The following is a 19928-nucleotide window of genomic DNA, read 5'->3' on the forward strand; positions in this document are numbered from 1 at the left end:
TTCACGGCCACAGCAGTTCCCGTGTCCACCCTTCCCCGTCTTCCCGGGTGCTCCGGTACCGCAGCCGTACGTGCCGCCGTGCCGCGTCTCCCTGGAAGAACTCCACCTCGTCCGGCCGCAGCCGGTACAGGGTCCAGGACGGTACGGGAGCCGCCGGCTCGCCCCGGGCCCGCTCCCACGCCGCCTCGGACGCCCGCGTCAGCTCCTCCACCGAGCCCAGGACCTCGCTCTGCCGGCCGGTCAGTGCCGCGGCCAGCGCGCCCGTCGAGCGGGCGTGGAGGTCGCCCTGGGCCTCCTCCGACGGTGCCGACGACACCGGGCCGCGGACCCGTACCTGCCGGCCCAGGACCGGCCAGTAGAAGCCGAGCGCGGCGTACGGGCGGGCGCCGAGGTGACGGCCCTTGCGGCTGCCGGCGTGGGAGGCGAAGGACCAGCCCGTCTCGTCGGCGCCGTGCAGCATGACGATCCGCACGTCGGGCAGGCCGGACTCGTCGGAGGTCGCCAGCGACATGGTGTGCGGCTCGGTCTGCCCGGCCGCCACCGCCGCCGCGAACCACTCGGTGAAGAGCGGCAGCGGGGTGGCAGGGGCGGTCGTCGGGTCGAAGGGGGGCAGGTGAGTGACCTGCGGGTCCCAGACCCGCAGTGACCTCAGCAGCTCGTGCAGATCCGTTGCCATCCCCCGATTGTCACCCCCGGAGGGCTGCTCACACCTGTCCGAGGTCCGACGACACCCACCGCTCCGGCCGCATCCGCAGCACCAGCATTTCTCCGTGGTTCTTCCAGGAGAAGTCGACGTAGCCGTCGACCTTGTCGGCCGGCAGGTAGCGTGCCGAGAGCTCGCGCAGCTGGTCGAGGGTGGCGGGGGCGGTGTCGACGACCGGGCCCTCGACCGACACGTACCGGATGGTCGGCTCCAGCCGGTCCACCATCAGCGAGAACCGGCCCGCCGCACTGATCAGCTCGTTCTTGCGGGAGTCGAGGCCCGTCATGATCCAGATGTCGCCGCCGGGCTCGTACTGGTACCAGATCGGCACGGTCAGCGGCGCGCGGCCCGGCCCTGCGTCGACCGCCAGCGCGGCGATGTGCGGCTCGGCCAGGAACTGTTCGCGCTCTTCGCGGGTCAGGGCCATTCCGGTCTCCTTCGCGGGTGCGTTCCGTTCTCCATCGGTGTCCTCTCAACACCCGTTCCACGGACGGGTGTTCCCGTCGGAGGCGCACCCTGCGATTCGTGATGAACGATCGTCGGGAACGGTCCGCCGGAAACGATCACCGGCCCGCCACAATCAGGCCCGCTACGCCACCGGCCCCACCCCGTCCCCCTACAGTCGTGATCGATCCGAAACCAATTCCGGTCTTGACCGAGACCCATCAAGCGGGCCCGTGGCTACGCTCCCGCTCATGGCCGACTCGACATCCCCCACACACTCCCCCGCGCACCCCGCACCCGACCGCCCCGTCTACGTCATCGGCGGCGGCCCCGGCGGACTCTCCGCCGCGTACGCGCTGCGGGCCCGGGGCATACGGGCCGTCGTCCTGGAGAAGTCCGACCGCGTCGGGGCGTCCTGGCGCGGGCACTACGACCGGCTGCACCTGCACACCACCCGCCGGCTGTCGTCCCTGCCCGGGCTGCCGATGCCGCGCCGGTTCGGGCGATGGGTGTCCCGGGACAACGTGGTGCGGTACCTGGAGAAGTACGCGGAGCACCACCGGCTGGACATCGTCACCGGCGTCGAGGTGTCCCGCATCGAGCGCGCGCCCGACGGCACGGGCTGGCTGCTGCACGCCACCGGCGGACGGGAGCTGGCCGGGGCGGCGGTCGTCGTCGCCACCGGCTACAACCACACGCCCCGCGTGCCCGACTGGCCCGGCCGCGACACCTTCACCGGCGAGCTCCTGCACGCCGGCGAGTACCGCAGCGGCAAGCCCTACGCCGGCCGGGACGTCCTCGTCGTCGGGGTCGGCAACACCGGGGCCGAGATCGCCGTCGACCTGGTGGAGAACGGTGCCTCCCGGGTCCGGCTGGCCGTGCGGACCGTCCCGCACATCGTGCGCCGCTCGACCGCGGGTTGGGCCGCCCAGTACAGCGGCATCCTCGTACGGCGGCTGCCGGTCGGCCTCGTCGACCGGATCAGCCGCGTGCAGGCGAAGGTGGCCGTGCCCGACCTGTCGGCGCACGGACTGCCGCGCCCCGACACCGGGTTGTACAGCCGGGTGAAGGAGGGGGCGATCCCCGTGCAGGACGTCGGACTGATCGACGCCGTACGCAGGGGCGAGGTCGAGATCGTGGCCGCCGTGGACGGTTTCGAGGAGGGCGGCAAGATCGTCCTGGCCGACGGCACCCGGATCTCCCCGGACACCGTGATCGCCGCCACCGGCTACGTCCGCGCCCTGGAGCCCCTCGTGGGCCACCTCGGCGTGCTGGACCCCCGCGGCAGGCCCGTCGTCCACGGCGCCCGCACCCCGAATACCGCCCCCGGCCTGTACTTCACCGGCTTCACGAACCCCATCAGCGGCAACCTCCGCGAGATGGCGATCGACGCCCTGAAGATCGCGAAGGCCGTCGCCCGGGACGGGTCGGGTGCGGTGTCGCGGCTGCCCGGTTAGCCCACGACCCACCTGCCCGGGCTGTGCCCGGGCAGTGCCAGGTCGGCGGCCACACCGTAGTGGTCACTCGCCTGCACACCGTCGACCGGCTCCACCAGGACCCTTTCGCACGAGGAGACCCGCAGGGTCGGGCCGTGGCGGCCGCACCGGAGCAGGACGTAGTCGATGCGGCGATCCGACGCCTCGGGCATGTCGCCCTGCCGTACGAGCGGGTTGGCGGAGCTGAACGTCGGTCCCGGTTCGCCGGGACGCGCGGCCGACCAGGCGTCCTGGAAACAGACGCTCATGCCGTCGAGCGACTGCAGCCCTTCAAGGAACCGCAGGCTGGCGGCCTCGGGCGGCGCGTCGAGGTCGCCGAGCAGGACCGTGTGGCGCACGGGGCGCTCGGCGACGGCCCTCTCGACCAGCCGGGCGGTGACGAGCGCCTGCAGCTCCCGCTCACGTTCCCAGCCGTAGGGCCAGCTCGGCTTGTGGTGCACCACGAGGAGCGTGCCGAGGGGCTCGGGCAGGGGGAGTTCGGCGGCGACGACTCCGCACCAGCTGGTGAGCGACGTCCGCCCGGTCACCTCCAGCGGGTCCGCCACGGTGCGCCCGAAGGGACGGCGGGCCGCCAGTACCGCTCCCACACCGTCGGCGGACCACCGGGGATGCGGAACGACGTGCCAGCCCGCGTCGACCAGGGCTCGCACGTCCCCACGCGTCACCTCCTGGAGGGCCAGCACGTCCGGCATCCGGCGCCGCAGCTCCCGCGCCAGGACAGCCCGGCGAGCTGGGCCGTCGGCGTACTGCGGCGCCAGCACGTTCATGGTCATCAACCGCACACCGGAGGTCGCCTCGCTCATCGTCTCAGGGTGACACAGTCAACTTCGCCCGCTCCCGGCCATTCCTGACATCACGTCAGTTCAGATAATCTGACAGAGCGTCAGTTAGCGGCTGTCTCACAGGAGCGGGCGGAACGATGCTTGGATCGACCCACGGCACCCTCACCACCGACTCCCGCCGGACCCGGGCCATCGCCTGTGGCGAGCGGTCCGGGCCCGTCGTGCACGGCAGGCCGGCCCAGACGGGAGACCTCGATGTCAGCGGGCGTCCGCTGCACGCCGGCGTACCCGACCTGGACCGATTCTTCCGCCCCCGGTCCGTCGCCGTGATCGGCGCGTCCGATGCCGAGGGGCGCCCCAACACCGGCATCACACGGCAACTGGCCGACTGGGCCGAGCGGGTCGGGGCCCGGCTGTATCCGGTGCACCCGAGCCGGCCGTCCGTCTTCGGCACACCCTGCTCCCCCTCCGTCGCCGGCCTGCCCGAACCGGTCGACCTGGCCGTGGTGCTGGTCGGCGACCCCCTCCCGGTGGTCGAGGAACTGGCCGAGGCCAAGGCACGGTTCGCGGTCGTCTTCGCCTCCGGCTTCGCGGAGACCGGGGCGGAGGGCGAGGCCGCCCAGCGGCGACTGACCGCCGCAGTCGAGCGGTCCGGGATGCGGCTGCTGGGCCCCAACACCAACCTCAACGCCTTCGAGCGGTTCCGTGACGACCTTCAGGGGCCGGCGATCGCGCTGATCACCCAGTCCGGCCACCAGGGCCGCCCCGTCTTCGCCCTCCAGGAACTCGGCATCCGCCTCTCCCACTGGGCGCCCACCGGCAACGAGGCCGACCTGGAGACCGCCGACTTCCTCTCCTACTTCGCCGAGCAGCCCGAGGTCGGCGCCATCGCCTGCTACCTGGAGGGCCTGAAGGACGGCCGCTCCTTCCTGCTCGCCGCCGACCGGGCCGCCCGGCGCGGTGTGCCGGTCGTCGCGGTCAAGGTGGGCCGTACCGAGACCGGCGCCCGCACGGCCGCCTCCCACACCGGCAAACTGACCGGCGCGGACGCGGTGGTGGACGCGGCGCTACGGCAGTACGGCGTGATCCGGGTCGACGGACTCGACGAACTCCAGGACACCGCCGCCCTGTTGGCCCGGGCTCGCCCGCCGCGCGCCGACGGGGTCGTCGTCTACTCGATCTCGGGCGGCACGGGCGCGCACGTCGCCGATCTGGCGACCGGGGCGGGCCTGCGGCTGCCGGTCCTGTCCGAGGCCAGACAGGCCGAGCTGCACCAGTGGATACCCGAGTACCTGAGCGTCGCCAACCCCGTCGACAACGGCGGGCACCCGGTCGGCGACTGGCGCGGCCGGAAGATCATCGACGCGATCCTCGACGACCCCGAGGTGGGCGTGCTCGTCTGCCCGGTCACCGGGCCGTTCCCGCCACTCAGCGACCGGCTCGTCCGGGACCTGGTGGCGGCGGCGGAGCAGACGGACAAGCTGGTGTGCGTGGTGTGGGGTTCGCCGGTCGGCACCGAGCCGGCCTACCGCGAGGTCCTGCTCGGCTCCTCCCGCGTGGCCACCTTCCGCACGGTCGGCAACTGCCTCACCGCCGTCCGCGCCTACCTCGGCCACCACCGCTTCACGACCGGCTACCACTCCCCCTTCGACGACGCCCCGCGCACTCCCTCCCCCTCCTACCGCAAGGCCCAGGCGCTGATGCGGCCCGGCGAGCAGCTGAGCGAGCACGCCGCGAAGCAGCTGCTGCGGGCGTACGGCATCCGCGTGCCGCGCGAGCAGTTGGTCACCAGCGCGGCGGCGGCCGTACGGGCGGCGGGGCTGGTGGGCTACCCGGTGGTGATGAAGGCCTCGGGCGCCCGGATCGCCCACAAGACCGAACTGGGCCTCGTGAAGATCGGGCTCACCTCGGCGAGCCAGGTCCGCGACGCCTACCGGGAGCTGACCGACATCGCCCGCTACGAGGATGTCCCGCTGGACGGCGTACTGGTCTGCCAGATGGTCGAGCACGGCGTCGAGATGGTCGTCGGGGTCACGCACGACGACCTGTTCGGGCCGACCGTGACCGTCGGGCTCGGCGGGGTGCTCGTGGAGGTCCTGCGCGACACCGCCGTAGGCGTGCCGCCGTTCGGCGAGGAGCGGGCGCGGGACATGCTCGCCGGGCTGCGCGGGCGGGCGCTGCTCGACGGGGTCCGCGGGCGGCCACCGGCGGATCTGGACGCGCTGGTCGAGGTCGTCCTGCGCGTGCAGCGCATGGCACTGGAACTCGGGGACCAGCTCGCCGAGTTGGACATCAACCCGCTCATGGTCCTGCCCCAGGGGCAGGGCGCGGTGGCGCTGGACGCGCTGGCGGTGTGCAGCCGATGACGGAACCCGCCGTTCTGCACACCACCGGCGACCACGTCCTCTCCCTCACCCTCAACCGGCCCCAGGCCCTCAACGCCCTCACGCCCGACCAGCGGGACGTGATCGTCCGGCTGCTGTCGGAGGCATCCGCGTCGGCGGAGGTACGAGCGGTCGTGCTCACGGGAACGGGGCGCGGCTTCTGCGCCGGCGCGGACCTCCGGGCCACCACCGCGACCGCCGAGGCGGGCACCGCCGCCACGACGACCGCACCTGTCGCCGGAGATGTCGCACGCACCCTCCGCACCGGCGCCCAGCGCCTGATCGCCGCCGTCCTGGACTGCGAGAAGCCGGTGATCGCGGCGGTGAACGGTACGGCCGCGGGGCTGGGCGCGCACCTCGCCTGGGCCTGCGATCTCGTCCTGGCCGCCGAGTCGGCCCGCTTCATCGAGGTGTTCGTACGGCGCGGCCTGGTACCGGACGCCGGCGGCGCGTACCTCCTCCCCCGCCTCATCGGCCCGCAGCGCGCCAAGGAGCTGATGTTCTTCGGCGACGCGCTCACGGCGGCCGACGCGGAGCGGATGGGGTTGGTTAACCGGGTCGTCCCGGACGCCGACCTGGAGAAGACGGCCCGCGCCTGGGCCGCACGCCTCGCCACCGGCCCGACCCGGGCCCTCGCCCTCACCAAGCAGCTCGTCAACGCCTCTCTCGACACCGACCGGGCCACGGCCCTCGCCGCCGAGGCCGCCGCGCAGGAGATCAACATGACGACGGCGGACGCGCAGGAGGGCGTACGGAGCTTCGCGGAGCGGCGGAAACCCGTGTACGAGGGTCACTGACCCTTCCTATCTGACGCTACGTCAGATTCAATGGTGGATGTGATGGGACAAGCAGGAATGGCCGAAGCCGCCGTCCGCTACCTCAGGTCGGCCCGCACACCCGCACCGGAGCCCGTCGAAGCGCTGCCGCGCCCCGCGCTGCGGTGCGTCGGCGAGGACGAGCGCGCTCCCCTGGACCCGGCGGAGTTCCGCCGCGTCCTCGGACACTTCGCGACGGGCGTGGCAGTGATCACGGCGCCCCCCACCACTCCGGGCACCACGGGCGACTCGCCCGCCGGCTCCCCCGCCGGCTTCGCCTGCCAGTCCTTCACGTCCCTCTCCCTCGTCCCGCCGCTGGTCGCCTTCATGGTCGGCCGTACGTCGACGACCTGGCCGCGTATCGCCAGGGCCGGGGTGTTCTGCGTGAACGTCCTGGGCGCCCACCAGACCGAGCTGTGCCGCGCCTTCGCGGTGAGCGGCGCGGACAAGTTCACGGGGGTGGCGTACGACGCGGCGCCGGTGTCGGGTTCGCCGCGCCTGTCGGGTGCCGTCGCCTGGATCGACTGCGCGATCCACGCCGTCCACACCGGCGGTGACCACCTCATCGTGGTCGGCCGGGTGGACGCCCTCGGTACGGGCGACGACGACGATCCGGACGGACCGCTGCTGTTCCACCGAGGGCGCTTCGCGCGGCTGTCCGATTGATCGAGCCGGTACGGATCAGGCGACGGCCAGCCGCCACAGCGAGGTGACCTCGGCGGCCCGTACGGCGTGCAGCGGATCGTCCGTGTCCCGCACGCGCGCGTGACGGGGGCGGGTGTCCAGACGGTCGACCACCCGCAGGCCCGCCGTGTCGATGGCGTTCAGCAGCTCGTCCCGGCTGCGCAGCCCGAGCCGTTCGGCCAGGTCGGACAGTACGAGCCAGCCCTCACCGCCGGGTTCCAGCCGGCCGCCGAGCCCGTCCAGGAAACCCTGGAGCATGCCACCGCGCGCGTCATAGACGCCGAGGTCGAGGTCGGAGGCGGGACGGGCGGGGATCCAGGGCGGGTTGCAGACCACCAGATCGGCGCGCCCCTCGGGATACAGCCCGGGCCCGGCGACGCGGACCACCCGCCCGAGCCCCAACCGCCGTACGTTGTCCCGCGCGCACTCCCGCGCCCGCGCGCTGACGTCCGTGGCCACCACCTGCCCGGCACCACGCCGGGCGAGCAGGGCGGCGAGCACACCGGTGCCGGTGCCCAGGTCGAACGCCGTACGCACACCGCCACCACGCGGCAGCGGCGCCCGCGCGACGAGATCGACGTACTCACCCCTGGTCGGCGCGAACACCCCGTAATGCGGGTGGACCCGCGCGCCCAGCGCCGGAACATACACACCCTTCTCCCGCCACTGCCGGGCACTGATCACACCCAGCAGCTCGGTGAGGGCGACGGCCATGTCCCCGTCGGACGGCCCGTACGCCTCACCGCACGCCGGCCGCACGTCAGGCGCCCGACGCAGCGCCAGTACGTGCTCCCGCTCCAGCAGCACGAGCAACTTGCCGAGCACGCGCGCACGGTGAGCACGGAACCGCCGGTACAGACGGAAGGTCTCGGCCGGCGTACCCGCCGGACCGGGCGCGGCACGACCGACACGGCGGTCCATCGCGCGCAACAACTGCCGCGCGTTCTGGAAATCCCCGCGCCACAACAGCGCGGTGCCCTCGCAGGCCAGACGGTAGGCGACGGCGGCGCTCATCCGGTCGTCGGCGACGACGACCCGACGGGGCAGGGGCAGCCCGGACTCAGAATGCCAGCGGGCGGAACGGGGTTGAGCCTCGATCCAGCGGATCGTGGACACGGCAAACTCCTCGGAAGGCCGAACGTGAACGAACCTGCGACGTCACGACGACCACGTCACCGAGAACCATGCCGAGTGTCATCGACGGACCTTCCAAGAGGCGAATGAACTGGCCCAAGGATAGGGCCAGCCGCGGGGTCCCTACGCGGGCGCGTAGCCGCTGTCGCGCCCGGCAGTCCCTTCTCAGGCCGTCACCGCCACCCCCACCCCCCGCCGCCGGATCACCAACGCCATCAACGCCGCCACCGCGCACAACGCCCCCGACGCGTACCAGACCACGTCGTACGACCCGAACGTGTCGCGCGCGACGCCGCCGAGGAAGGCGACCAGGGCCGCGCCGACCTGGTGGGAGGCGAGGACCCAGCCGAAGACGATCGCGCTGTCCTCGCCGTACTGCTCGCGGCACAGGGCGAGGGTGGGCGGGACCGTGGCGACCCAGTCGAGGCCGTAGAAGACGATGAAGAAGATCATCGGGGGCCGGACGCCGGGCGTCACCAGCAGCAGCGGGAGGAAGAGGAGGGAGACGCCCCGCAGGGAGTAGTAGACCGCGAGCAGGCGCCGGGCTTCGAAGCGGTCGGTGAACCAGCCGGAGGCGACCGTGCCGACGACGTCGAAGACGCCGATGACCGCGAGCAGCGAGGCGGCGGTCGTCAGGGGCATGCCGTGGTCGTGGGCGGCGGGCACGAAGTGGGTCTGGATCAGGCCGTTGGTCGAGGCGCCGCAGATCGCGAAGGTGCCGGCGAGCAGCCAGAACGGGCCGGTGCGTGCGGCCGAGAACAGCACGGTCACGGCCCGGCGGGCGGCGCCGGGGACCGGTGCGGGCTTCGGTACGAACTCGGTCGCGCCGTACGGCTTCTGGCCCACGTCCGCGGGGTGGTCGCGCAGCAGGAGCCAGACGAACGGGACGACCGCGAGGGCGGCGAGCGCGACCGTCACGGCGGCCGGGCGCCAGTCGTGCCGCTCGACGATCCAGGACAGCAGCGGCAGGAAGATCAGCTGGCCGGAGGCGGACGCGGCGGTGAGGATGCCGCTGACCAGGCCGCGCCGCTCGGTGAACCAGCGGTTGGTGACGGTCGCCGCGAACGCCAGCGCCATGGATCCGGAGCCGAGGCCGACCAGCAGGCCCCAGCACAGCATCAGTTGCCAGGCCGCCGTCATCCACACCGTGAGGCCCGAACCGAGCGCGATGACCGTCAGGGCGACCGCGACGACCCGGCGGATGCCGAAGCGGTCCATCAGGGCCGCCGCGAACGGGGCCGTCAGACCGTACAGCGCGAGATTGACCGAGACGGCGGCGCCGATCGTGCCGCGCGACCAGTCGAACTCGTCGTGCAACGGGTCGATGAGCAGGCCCGGCACGGAACGGAAGGCGGCCGCGCCGATGATCGTCACGAAGGTGACAGCGGCGACGAACCAGGCACGGTGGATGCGCCGCCTGCCCGCGGCGGGGGGTTCCGGTACGGATTCCTGCACGTCGGGGGCGGCATCGCTTGTCTGGGTCACGCCATAAGGCTTCCGGATCGCGATCCGTCTCATCGAGTGGCCTGAAAGACAGCATTCGCTAGGATCGGGCCATGCAGACCGTGCATACGGGCACCCGCGAAGCCTTCCGCCCCCACCGCGTCGTCGTCCTCGCCCTCGACGGGCTGCTCCCCTTCGAACTGGGCATCCCGCACCGCATCTTCGGCCGCCCCAAGGACGCCCGGGGGCGGCACCTGTACGAGGTCGTGACCTGCTCGGTCCGGCCGCCGGGCCCGGTCGATACGGACGCCGACTTCGCCATCCACGTCGCGCACGGCCCCGAGGCCCTGGCCGAGGCCGACACGGTGATCGTCCCGGCGTCGTACGAACTCGGCCCGGTCTACGACGAGGGAGTGCTGACCGACGAACTGGCCGCGGCCCTCGCCCGCCTCCGGCCCGGCACGCGCCTGGCCTCCATCTGCACCGGCGTCTACGTGCTCGCCGCCGCCGGCCTCCTCGACGGCCGCCCCGCCACCACCCACTGGGCCGACGCCGAACGCCTGCAGCGGCTCTTCCCGCAGGTCCAGGTCGACCCGGACGTGCTGTTCATCGACGACGGCGACGTGCTGACCTCCGCGGGGGTCGCCGCCGGCATCGACCTGTGCCTGCACATCGTGCGCCGCGACCACGGCGCCGCCGTCGCCAACGACGTGGCCCGCCGTACGGTCGTACCGCCGCACCGCGACGGCGGTCAGGCACAGTACATCGAGCGGCCGGTGCCCGATCCGCAGCAGGCCTCCACCACCACCGCCCGCGCCTGGGCCCTGGGCCGTCTCCACGAGCCGATCCAGTTGCGCGACATGGCCGCCCAGGAGGCCATGTCGGTCCGTACGTTCACCCGCCGCTTCCGCGAGGAGACCGGCGTCAGCCCCGGCCAGTGGCTCACCCAGCAGCGCGTGGAACGGGCCCGGCACCTGCTGGAGACCACCGACCGCTCCGTCGACCAGGTGGCCCGCGACGCGGGCTTCGGTACGGCACAGTCGATGCGCCAGCACCTCCAGGCGGCGCTCGGTGTCACGCCCACCGCCTACCGGCGGACCTTCCGGACCGGGAGGGACGGGTCGGCGGCCGTCAGAACGTGAGCACTCCGCGCGCCACCCGGCCCGCCTCCGCGTCCGCCGCCGCCTTCTCGAAGTCCTCGACCGGGTAGGTCCGGGTGACCAGTTCGTCGAGCAGCAGCCTGCCTTGGCGGTACAGGTCGGCGTACAGGGCGATGTCCCGCTGGGGGCGGGAGGAGCCGTAGCGGCAGCCCAGGATGGACTTGTCGAGGTACATCGACGAGACGCGGAAGGACGCCTCGGCCGCGGCCGGCGGCACCCCGAGGAGGATCGCCTGGCCGTGCCGGTCCAGTGCGTCGATCGCCTGCCGGATCAGCTCCACCCGGCCGACGCACTCGAAGGCGTGGTCCGCGCCCGTGGGCAGGAGGTCCCGCACGCCCTCCGTCGAGGTGAGGAAGTCCGTCGCGCCGAAGCGGCGTGCCACCTCCTCCTTCGCCGGGTTGGCGTCGACGGCCACGATCCGCAGGGCGCCCGCGAGCCGCGCCCCCTGCAACACGTTCAGGCCGATGCCGCCCGTCCCGATCACCAGGACACGGTCGCCGCGGTCGACCCGCGCCCGGTTCAGCACGGCGCCCACCCCCGTCAGCACCCCGCACCCGATGAGCGCCGCCGACGCCATGGGGACGTCCTCGGGGATCCGGACCGCCTGTACGGCCTTCACGACCGTGCGCTCCGCGAACGCCGAGTTCGCGGCGAACTGGTGGACCGGCACGCCGGCGTGACGGAACGGCCGGCCCGGACGCCCGATCGCCTGCCGGCACATCGTCGGGCGACCCCGGTCACACTCCGCGCACGTGCCGCAGTTCGCGAGGGTGGACAGCGCCACATGGTCACCGGGCGCCACGTGTGTGACGCCACTACCCACCGACTCCACGACCCCGGCACCCTCATGGCCCAGCACCACAGGGACCGGGAAGGGTATGGTCCCGTCCACCACCGACAGATCGCTGTGACACAGCCCGGCCGCCGAGATCGCGACCCGCACCTCACCCGGACCCGGCTCCCGCACCTGCAGATCCGTGACGACCCGGACCTGCTTCCCGTCGAAGATCACGCCTCGCATCACGCGGCTCCCTTGGGCTCCCTGGGCAGGCCGAGCACCCGCTCGGCGATGATCGTGCGCTGGATCTGGTCCGAGCCGCCGTAGATGGTGTCGGCCCGGGAGAAGAGGAAGAGGTGCTGCGCCGCGTCCAGTTCGTACGGCGACGCGAGGGACCAGTCCGCCGGACCGACGCTCGCCGCCGCACCCCGCACCAGCACCGCCAGCTCCCCGAGCCGCTGATGCCATCCGGCCCACAGCAGCTTCGCCACGCTCGGGGCACCCGGGTCGCCCGAACCGCCCAGGGTGCGCAGGGCGTTCCAGCGCATGGTGCGCAGCTCCGCCCACTGCCGTACGAGCCGTTCCCGTACGACCGGATCCTCCGCCGCCCCCGACTCCACGGCCGCCCGCACCACGCTGCCCAGCTCCCGGGCGAACCCGATCTGCTGCGCCAGCGTGGACACGCCCCGCTCGAAACCGAGGAGGCTCATGGCGACGCGCCAGCCGTTGCCCTCACCGCCGACGACGTGCTGCGCGTGCGCCCCGTCGAAGAAGACCTCGTTGAAGTCGCTGGTGCCCGTCAGCTGCCGGATGGGGCGGACCTCGATCCGGCCCGGCTGGTCCATGGGGACGAGCAGGAAGGTCAGTCCGCGGTGCCGCTCGGAGCCGGGCTCGGTGCGGGCGAGCACGAAGCACCAGTCAGCCTCGTGCGCCAGGGACGTCCAGATCTTCTGCCCGGTGACGCGGTAGGCACGGCCGTCGCCCTCGCGCACGGCCGCGGTACGGACCCCGGCCAGGTCCGAACCGGCGCCGGGTTCGCTGTACCCCTGGCACCAGAGTTCCTCCCCGGCGGCGATCGGCGGCAGGAAGCGGGACTTCTGCTCCTCGGTGCCGTGCGCCATGAGCGTGGGGGCCAGCAGGTTCTCACCGATGTGCCCGGAGCGCGGGGGCGCTGCCGACTGCGCGTACTCCTCGGCCCAGACGACCTGTTGGGTGAGCGTGGCGGTGCGATTCCCGTACCCGCCCGCGCCCCACCCGAGCCCGATCCACCCGGCTGCCCCGAGGGTGCGCTCCCAGGAGCGCCGGTCCCGTGCGTCCTCGGCGTGCGCGGCGAGCCAGGCACGAGCCTCGGCACGAAAGTCCTCGTCTTCTTGCGCGAACCCGAAATCCACGGTTGCCGCCTCATCTCGGTGACTGGGCTTGCGGTAAGGCCCCCAAGGGGCGCGGGGAACTGCGCGACCAGCCACCAACAACCCGCGGCCGCCACACCACACGCGCCCCCTGAGCTACTGGGCGTTCGGCCGCTCCCCCTCCTGCGCCGCCCTCTCCATCTCCCGCACCCGCTCGAGCATCGGCATCGGATCCACCCCCACGGACCCGGGCAGAAACTCCGCGATCCCCTCCACGGTCCAACCGCCGGAGGCATACGCGGCCCGCAGCTCCCTCGGCTGCGCCCACACCGCGATCTTCGCCCCGGCGACCGTGTACACCTGCCCGGTGATCCCCTGCTCCCGCGCCCCGTCGGACAGCAGATACACCACCAGCGGGGCGACATCCTCCGGCTCCCCGATCTCCGCCAGCTCCATCGGCACCCCCGCGGACATCCGCGTTCGCGCGACCGGCGCCACCGCGTTCGCGGTCACCCCGTACTTGTGCAGCCCCAGCGCGGCGCTCCGCACGAGTGAGATGATCCCGCCCTTGGCCGCGCTGTAGTTGGCCTGCGACACCGACCCCTGATGGTTGCCGCTGGTGAAGCCGACCAGTGTGCCTGCGCGCTGCTTGCGCATCACCGCCGAGGCGGCCCGGAACACGGTGAAGGTGCCCTTCAGGTGCGTCGCGACGACCGGGTCCCACTCCTCCTCGGTCATGTTGAACAGCATCCGCTCCCGGAGGATCCCGGCCACGCAGACCACCCCGTCGAGCCGCCCGTACGACGACAGCGCCACGTCGACGACCCGCTGCCCGCCCGCCATGGTGGAGATGTCGTCGGCGACGGCGACCGCGTCCCCGCCCGCCGCCTCGATCTCCTTGACCACGGCCTCGGCGACCGCACTGGTCGGGGAGGCACCGTCGACCGCCACGCCGTAGTCGTTGACGACGACCTTCGCCCCCTCGGCCGCCGCCGCGAGGGCGACCGCCCGGCCGATGCCCCGCCCGGCGCCGGTGACGGCGACGACCTTGCCTGCCAAGAAGTTCCCCACGCCCGGCCCCTTCCCGTCCCACGGTTTCTGACGGACCGTTAGATTTCGCAGACCTCCAGATTCTACGACCCGTCAGATACGGGAACACAAGCCCCGGGGAGGACTCATGTCGCTGCCGGACGCGTTCCACGACATCGCCAAGCGCGTGAACAACTGGGGCCGTTGGGGAGCCGCAGACGAGCTCGGCACACTGAACCTGATCACCGACGAGGTCGTCCGGGAGGCCGCGGCAACGGTCCGCACCGGCCGCCGGATCCCGCTCGCACTCCCCCTCCGGCGCGACGGCGTCCAGACGGGGATGATCCCGGGCCGGATCGACCCGCTGCACGTCATGGTGCAGATCAACCAGGAGCTCTTCGGCCCGGGCACCGTCGCGTGCAGCGACGATGCCGTGACGATGGGACTCCAGGCGGCCACCCACTGGGACGCGCTGCCGCACGTCTCGCACTCGGGCAGGCTCTACAACGGCCGCCCGGCAGCCTCCATCACCCCGCACGACGGCGCGGAGTTCAGCGGCATCGACAAGGTCCGGCACCTCGTCTCGCGCGGAGTGCTGCTCGACGTCGCCCGGGCCCGGGGCACGGACCGGCTCGACGGCGGGTACGCCGTCACGCCCGAGGACCTGGACGCCGCCGAGGAAATGGCCGGTACGCGCGTGCGGGCCGGCGACGTCGTGCTCGTACGGACGGGGCAGGTCCAGCTCTGCCTGGCCGGGGACCGGCACGCGTACGCGTATCCGTCGCCGGGACTGTCGATCCGGACGCCGGAGTGGTTCCACGCACGCGATGTCGCGGCGGTCGCCAACGACACCCTCACCTTCGAGGTGTTCCCGCCCGAGGTCGAGGACCTGTGGCTGCCGGTGCACGCCCTCCACCTCGTGGAGATGGGGATGCCGCAGGGCCAGAACTGGAATCTCGAAAAGTTGTCCACAGCCTGTGGAGAACTGGGCCGCTACGCGTTCCTGCTGGCGGCGACACCCGAGCCGTTCACGGGAGCGACCGGCTCTCCGGTGGCCCCGGTCGCCGTCCTGTAGGCCATGCAGGCCAGGGCGCGTGCCGCCGCCACCCCGCCGCAGGAAGCTGGATGGCGGCGCCGCGCTGCTCGCCCCGAGCACGGCAGCGCGCGCCGCCACCCGACTCCGGCGCTCCCGCCCCGGCTCCCGTGGCCCTGACAGGGAGCCGACGCCGAATCACGACTCACACTCGCCGAGGGCCGCCGTCGCAGGCCCTCGCCGTCCCCTCACGGCGAATCGCTGCCCACAAGCGTGAGCAAACCGTCACGAGGCGTCAACACCCGATCGGTGATTTGTTGCTTATGCGGCTTTCACCGCGGGCGCGCACGGAAGCACATCCCGGCGCATCGCCGCATGCCATGACCAAAACGGCGGACCCGCCGTGCGACCGTGCCCCGGCCCCGCCGCAACACCGCGCGGCATGTGCCGCCGTACACCGCACTCGTCGCGCCTCAGACCGCCTCGTACGCCAGCCCCTCGACGGACGCTCCACCGCCGCACGCCACCGCGCCGCCCCCGCACCCCGCCGTGACCTCGGGGGACTTCGAACACCGGTCCAGCTCGCACCAGATGCGCTTGCCGGTGCTCTCGACGCTCCAGCCCCAGCGGTCGGCGAGGCCGTCGACGAGGGCGAGGCCCCGGCCGCCGGTCGCGTCGTCGTCCGCGCACCGGGGCACGGGGGCCCGGCCGCTGCGGTCGGCGACCTCGAGGCGGACGGTGATCTCCTCCGTCACGGCGTGCGGCAGCGACAGCCGCAGCACGGCGGGCCGGCCGGTGTGCACCACGGCGTTGGTGACCAGCTCGGAGACGAGCAGGATCAGGGTCTCGGCGAGCGGCTCGTCGGCCTGTATGCCCGACCCGGCCAGGCGGGAGCGGGCCCACCGCCGGGCCCGCCCCACCTCTGCGGGGTCGGGCCGGATCTCCAGCTGCACTTGAAGCACCTGCACCGCTCACACCATCCGAACCGGCGGACACTTAGGCTCGCGCCTCACGAGGGCCACGATCGTAGCCATTTTCTGCATGGCCAGAACAACGGCCGGGACAAGGATCACGGAACGTGAATCCCTTGTGGGACAGCATGGTTGACGTACAGTCACCCCAACAAGCGCTTCGGGCATATTCCAGCGCGAAGGAGTACCCGTGCGGCATACTGTGCGACGCTCGTCGCGGGGAGTCGAACAGGTGGCACTACGGGGTAGCACCGCACTCAGAGCCACTCGCATCTCACACAAGGTACCGGAGCGGACAGTCGACTCCGGGCCGTGACGAGTCACTCCGAGGACACAAGCCGATATCAACGCTCCGTGATCACGGGATGCCACGATCCGCGACATGTTCGCGGGCATATTCGGTGACACCGCAGCCAGACGGCCTGTCACACCACTCCGGTCACCAGAGCGGCCGCCAGAGATTCCTCACTCTCCGTGACACCGCCCGCACGCTGGGTTCGAACCCATGCGCGCTTCAGATGCAGATGGACCTCGGACTCCCAGGTGAAGCCCATGCCGCCGTGCACCTGGAGACAGTCGCGGGCACCGCGCACGGCGGCCTCGTCGGCGAGCAGGCGGGCGGCGGCGATGTCGACCGGGTCGCCGGTGACGGCCGCCGCGTACACCGCCGCGCGGGCCGTCTCCGACCGGACCAGCATCCCGGCGCACAGGTGTGCCACCGCCTGGAAGCTCCCGATGGGCCGTCCGAACTGTTCGCGCGCCCGGGCGTGTTGCACCGCCAGCTCGCAGACGCGGGCGGCCGTGCCGAGCTGCTCGGCGGCGGTGAGGAGGACGGCGACGGGATCCGGTTCCGCCGCCGTGCCGCCGGGCACGCGGTGCAGCGGCGTCAACGGGTCGAGGGAGCGCACCGGCACGGCTCCGGCGGCGTCGCCGCGTACGACGTCGGCCTGCGCCAGCCACTCCGCCAGTGCGCCGTCGACACTCGCCACGACGGTCTCTCCGGTGGCCGCGCCCGGTACGGCACCGGCGGCTAGGTGGGTGGCGAGCAGCGGACCGGGCACCAGCGCCCGCCCGGCCTCCTCGAACACCAACACCGCCTCGGCCGCGCCCAGTCCGACACCGCCGTCCGCCTCAGGCAGCCGCAGCGCGAAGAACCCGGCGTCGCCGAGGGCCCGCCACAGTTCCCGGTCGAGCCGCGCGGGCGCCTCCGCGGCGGCCCGCGGCGCCGCCCCGTCGAAGTGCCGCGCCAGCAGCTGCCGCATGCCGTCCCGCAACGCCCGCTGGTCGTCCGTCAGCCGGAAGCGCACGGTCACCGTCCCTTCGGCAGGCCGAGGATCCGCTCGGCGATGATGCTGTGCTGGATCTGCGAGGTGCCGGCCGCGATGGTGTACGACAGGGAGGAGAGGCGGTCCAGCGTCCACGGGCGGTCCAGGTCGAGGCAGTCGGCGCCCAGTACCTCGGCGGCGGCGTCGTAGAGCTCCTGGCGGGCGTGCGAGTACCGCAGCTTGAAGACCGAGCCGCTGACGCCCGGCACTCCCCCCGACGCCTCCGCCGCACTCACGTTCCACTGCGTCAGCCGCCACAGCGCCCGGAACTCGGCGTGGAGCCCGCCCAGCCTGCGCCGCAGCGCCGGGTCGTCCCAGCGGCCGTTCTCGCGGGCCGTGACGGCCAGTTCGCCGAGGACGCGGCGGCAGGCGACGACCTCGCCGGCGAAGGCCGTGCCGCGTTCGAAGGACAGCGTCACCATGGTCACGCGCCAGCCGTCGTTCTCGTCCCCGACCCGGTTCCCCACCGGCACCCGCACCTCGTCGAGGAAGACCTCGGCGAACTCGGCCGATCCGGCGAGCGTGCGCAGCGGCCGTACGGTGATGCCGGGCGCGTCCATGGGCACGGCCAGCCAGGTGATGCCCCGGTGCCTGGGCGCCTTCGGGTCGGTGCGGACCAACAGCTCGCACCAGTCGGCGACTTCCGCGTGGGAGGTCCAGATCTTGGAGCCGGTCACCACGTAGGCGTCGCCGTCGCGCCACGCGCGCGTGCGCAGGGCCGCGAGGTCGGAGCCGGCGTCCGGTTCGCTGAAGCCCTGGCACCAGACCTCCTCGCCGCGCAGGATCGGCGGCAGCCAGCGCGCCCGTTGCGCGTCCGTGCCCTCGGCGGCGATCGTCGGCCCGGCGTGCAGCAGCCCCACGAAGTTGGCGCCCACGTAGGGCGCGCCCGCCTTCTCGGTCTCCTCCAGGAAGATCAGCCGGATGGTCGGCGAGGCGTCCCAGTGGACGTCGCCGTAACCGGCGTCGTGGAGCCTGCGCTGCCAGCCGAGGTCGTACGCCCGCCGCCCGGGCCAGTCGTCGGGGGACGGTTCGGGCGGGAGCCCCGGGAGCACCCGCGCCAGCCATTGGCGCAGCTTGGCCCGGAACTCCTGCTCCACGGGCGTGTCCGACAGGTCCATCAGCGGTCGAGGTCCAGGTCCAGCATCCGGATGGCGTTGCCCCGCATCAGCTTGTAGACCGTCTCGTCGTCCAGGCCCTTCACATGGTCGAGGGCGACCTCCTTGGTGTGCGGGAAGGTCGAGTCGACGTGCGGGTAGTCCGTCTCGAAGGTGGCGTTGTCGCGGCCGACGGCGTCGATCGACGCCACGCCGTGCTTGTCGCGGAAGAAGCAGCAGAAGATCTGCCGGTAGTAGTACGTCGAGGGCGGCTCGGGGATCGTGTCGCGGACGCCGCCCCAGGCCCGGTGCTCATCCCAGACGTCGTCGGCGCGCTCCAGGGCGTACGGGACCCAGCCCATCTGGCCTTCGCTGTAGGCGAGTTTGAGGCGCGGGAACCTCACCAGCACCCCGCTGAAGAGGAAGTCCATCATCGAGGCCATCGCGTTGTTGAAGCTGAGCGAGGCCTGGACGGCGGGCGGGGCGTCCGGGGAGGCGGCCGGCATCTGGGACGAGGACCCGATGTGCATGTTGACGACCGTGCCGGTCTCCTGGCAGACGGCGAAGAACGGGTCCCAGTAGCCGGAGTGGATGGACGGCAGCCCGAGGTGGGTGGGGATCTCGGAGAAGGTGACGGCCTTCACCCCGCGTGCGGCGTTGCGGCGGATCTCGGCGACCGCCAGTTCGACGTCCCACAGCGGGATCAGGCACAGCGGGATGAGCCGCCCGCCGCTGTCCCCGCACCACTCCTGCACCATCCAGTCGTTGTAGGCGCGCACGCAGGCCAGGGCGACCTCCTTGTCGTGCGCCTCGGCGAAGGTCTGGCCGCAGAACCTCGGGAAGCTCGGGAAGCACAGGCTGGCCTCCACATGGTTGAGGTCCATGTCCTTCAACCGCTCTTGGGGGTCCCAGCAGCCGGGCCGCATCTCCTGGCGGGTGATGCCCTCCAGGGTCATCTGGTCGCGGTCGAAGCCGACGGCGGCGATGTTGCGCTTGTACGGGAACTTCAGATCCTCGTAGATCCACCAGTCGGTGGGTGGGCCGTCCGGGTCCATGGTGATCCGGTACTTGCCGCCGACGTAGGCGAGTTCGCCGATCCCGGCGGTCAGCGCCTTGGGGCCGCGGTCGCGGTACTTGGCCGGCAGCCAGGTGTCGAAGAGGTGGGCGGGCTCGATCACGTGGTCGTCGACGCTGATGATGCGGGGCAGTTCGGTCGCCATGGGTCCCCTCCGCCGGACGGTACTTATCTGATGCAGCGTCAGTTAGCATCCCACCTGACGACCCGTCAGCCAAGGAGCAAGGGG

18 protein-coding genes are annotated in these 19928 nt (G+C 72.4%); 6 read left to right on the top strand and 12 right to left on the bottom strand.

The annotated features are described in order from the left end of the window. Window position 1 precedes the first annotated feature (1 nt). Together GTY47_RS11215 and GTY47_RS11220 are read right to left on the bottom strand one after the other, a co-directional pair. Window positions 2-676 carry a pyridoxal 5'-phosphate synthase gene (locus tag GTY47_RS11215; RefSeq protein WP_010035711.1) on the bottom strand — a complete coding sequence of 225 codons (675 nt, stop codon included), beginning with the start codon at window positions 674-676 and terminating at the stop codon, window positions 2-4. A gap of 28 nt (window positions 677-704) precedes the next feature. Then, on the bottom strand, window positions 705-1130 hold the full coding sequence (locus GTY47_RS11220) for a pyridoxamine 5'-phosphate oxidase family protein (protein WP_010035713.1): 426 nt from the start codon (window positions 1128-1130) through the stop codon (window positions 705-707). A gap of 268 nt (window positions 1131-1398) precedes the next feature. Here GTY47_RS11220 and GTY47_RS11225 point away from each other — a divergent pair, with 268 nt between their 5' ends. Then, entirely contained in the window at window positions 1399-2604 is a 1206-nt protein-coding gene (locus tag GTY47_RS11225; RefSeq protein ID WP_010035716.1) for an NAD(P)/FAD-dependent oxidoreductase, read from the top strand. Here GTY47_RS11225 and GTY47_RS11230 read toward each other — a convergent pair. Then, on the bottom strand, window positions 2601-3446 hold the full coding sequence (locus GTY47_RS11230) for an endonuclease/exonuclease/phosphatase family protein (RefSeq protein WP_010035718.1): 846 nt from the start codon (window positions 3444-3446) through the stop codon (window positions 2601-2603). The two genes, GTY47_RS11225 and GTY47_RS11230, sit on opposite strands and share 4 nt — an antisense overlap. A 116-nt stretch (window positions 3447-3562) precedes the next feature. Between GTY47_RS11230 and GTY47_RS11235 the strand changes: the two genes are divergently transcribed. The 3 genes from GTY47_RS11235 to GTY47_RS11245 are packed head-to-tail and all read left to right on the top strand — an operon-like array spanning window position 3563 to window position 7290. Then, window positions 3563-5791, top strand: coding sequence for an acetate--CoA ligase family protein (locus tag GTY47_RS11235; protein ID WP_010035720.1), 2229 nt, complete (start codon window positions 3563-3565; stop codon window positions 5789-5791). Then, window positions 5788-6606, top strand: coding sequence for an enoyl-CoA hydratase-related protein (locus GTY47_RS11240; protein ID WP_040902733.1), 819 nt, complete (start codon window positions 5788-5790; stop codon window positions 6604-6606). The genes GTY47_RS11235 and GTY47_RS11240 overlap by 4 nt, the downstream gene beginning before the upstream one ends. Before the next feature lie 42 nt (window positions 6607-6648). Next, entirely contained in the window at window positions 6649-7290 is a 642-nt protein-coding gene (locus GTY47_RS11245) for a flavin reductase family protein (RefSeq protein WP_231911159.1), read from the top strand. A gap of 15 nt (window positions 7291-7305) precedes the next feature. Here the strand turns inward: GTY47_RS11245 and GTY47_RS11250 are convergent, their stop codons facing one another. Beyond that, entirely contained in the window at window positions 7306-8424 is a 1119-nt protein-coding gene (locus GTY47_RS11250; protein ID WP_010035727.1) for a class I SAM-dependent methyltransferase, read from the bottom strand. Between the two features lie 183 nt (window positions 8425-8607). Continuing rightward, window positions 8608-9927: an MFS transporter gene (locus tag GTY47_RS11255; protein WP_010035729.1), complete on the bottom strand. Its 1320-nt coding sequence runs from the start codon at window positions 9925-9927 to the stop codon at window positions 8608-8610. A gap of 71 nt (window positions 9928-9998) precedes the next feature. Between GTY47_RS11255 and GTY47_RS11260 the strand changes: the two genes are divergently transcribed. After that, window positions 9999-11027, top strand: coding sequence for a helix-turn-helix domain-containing protein (locus GTY47_RS11260; protein ID WP_010035731.1), 1029 nt, complete (start codon window positions 9999-10001; stop codon window positions 11025-11027). Here the strand turns inward: GTY47_RS11260 and GTY47_RS11265 are convergent. From GTY47_RS11265 to GTY47_RS11275, 3 genes are all read right to left on the bottom strand, one after another. Next, entirely contained in the window at window positions 11017-12066 is a 1050-nt protein-coding gene (locus GTY47_RS11265) for a Zn-dependent alcohol dehydrogenase (RefSeq protein WP_010035733.1), read from the bottom strand. The two genes, GTY47_RS11260 and GTY47_RS11265, sit on opposite strands and share 11 nt — an antisense overlap. Continuing rightward, window positions 12066-13214, bottom strand: a complete 1149-nt coding sequence (locus GTY47_RS11270) for an acyl-CoA dehydrogenase family protein (protein ID WP_010035735.1) — start codon at window positions 13212-13214, stop codon at window positions 12066-12068. Before GTY47_RS11270 ends, GTY47_RS11265 begins: the two co-directional genes overlap by 1 nt. A gap of 114 nt (window positions 13215-13328) precedes the next feature. After that, entirely contained in the window at window positions 13329-14243 is a 915-nt protein-coding gene (locus tag GTY47_RS11275) for an SDR family NAD(P)-dependent oxidoreductase (protein WP_010035736.1), read from the bottom strand. 106 nt (window positions 14244-14349) lie between these two features. Between GTY47_RS11275 and GTY47_RS11280 the strand changes: the two genes are divergently transcribed. Beyond that, window positions 14350-15276, top strand: coding sequence for a cyclase family protein (locus tag GTY47_RS11280; RefSeq protein WP_010035737.1), 927 nt, complete (start codon window positions 14350-14352; stop codon window positions 15274-15276). A 431-nt stretch (window positions 15277-15707) separates the two neighbouring features. Here the strand turns inward: GTY47_RS11280 and GTY47_RS11285 are convergent, their stop codons facing one another. The 4 genes from GTY47_RS11285 to GTY47_RS11300 form a co-directional block, all read right to left on the bottom strand. Beyond that, on the bottom strand, window positions 15708-16187 hold the full coding sequence (locus tag GTY47_RS11285) for an ATP-binding protein (RefSeq protein ID WP_010035738.1): 480 nt from the start codon (window positions 16185-16187) through the stop codon (window positions 15708-15710). 443 nt (window positions 16188-16630) lie between these two features. Then, complete coding sequence (locus GTY47_RS11290) at window positions 16631-17512, bottom strand: acyl-CoA dehydrogenase family protein (RefSeq protein ID WP_029180887.1); 882 nt, start codon at window positions 17510-17512, stop codon at window positions 16631-16633. A 2-nt stretch (window positions 17513-17514) separates the two neighbouring features. Continuing rightward, window positions 17515-18648 carry an acyl-CoA dehydrogenase gene (locus GTY47_RS11295; RefSeq protein WP_010035741.1) on the bottom strand — a complete coding sequence of 378 codons (1134 nt, stop codon included), beginning with the start codon at window positions 18646-18648 and terminating at the stop codon, window positions 17515-17517. Then, window positions 18648-19844 carry an amidohydrolase family protein gene (locus GTY47_RS11300; protein WP_010035743.1) on the bottom strand — a complete coding sequence of 399 codons (1197 nt, stop codon included), beginning with the start codon at window positions 19842-19844 and terminating at the stop codon, window positions 18648-18650. Before GTY47_RS11300 ends, GTY47_RS11295 begins: the two co-directional genes overlap by 1 nt. Window positions 19845-19928 lie beyond the last annotated feature (84 nt).

Source organism: Streptomyces sp. SID5464, from assembly GCF_009862985.1.
In the GTDB taxonomy this organism is placed as follows: Bacteria; Actinomycetota; Actinomycetes; order Streptomycetales; family Streptomycetaceae; genus Streptomyces; species Streptomyces chartreusis_D.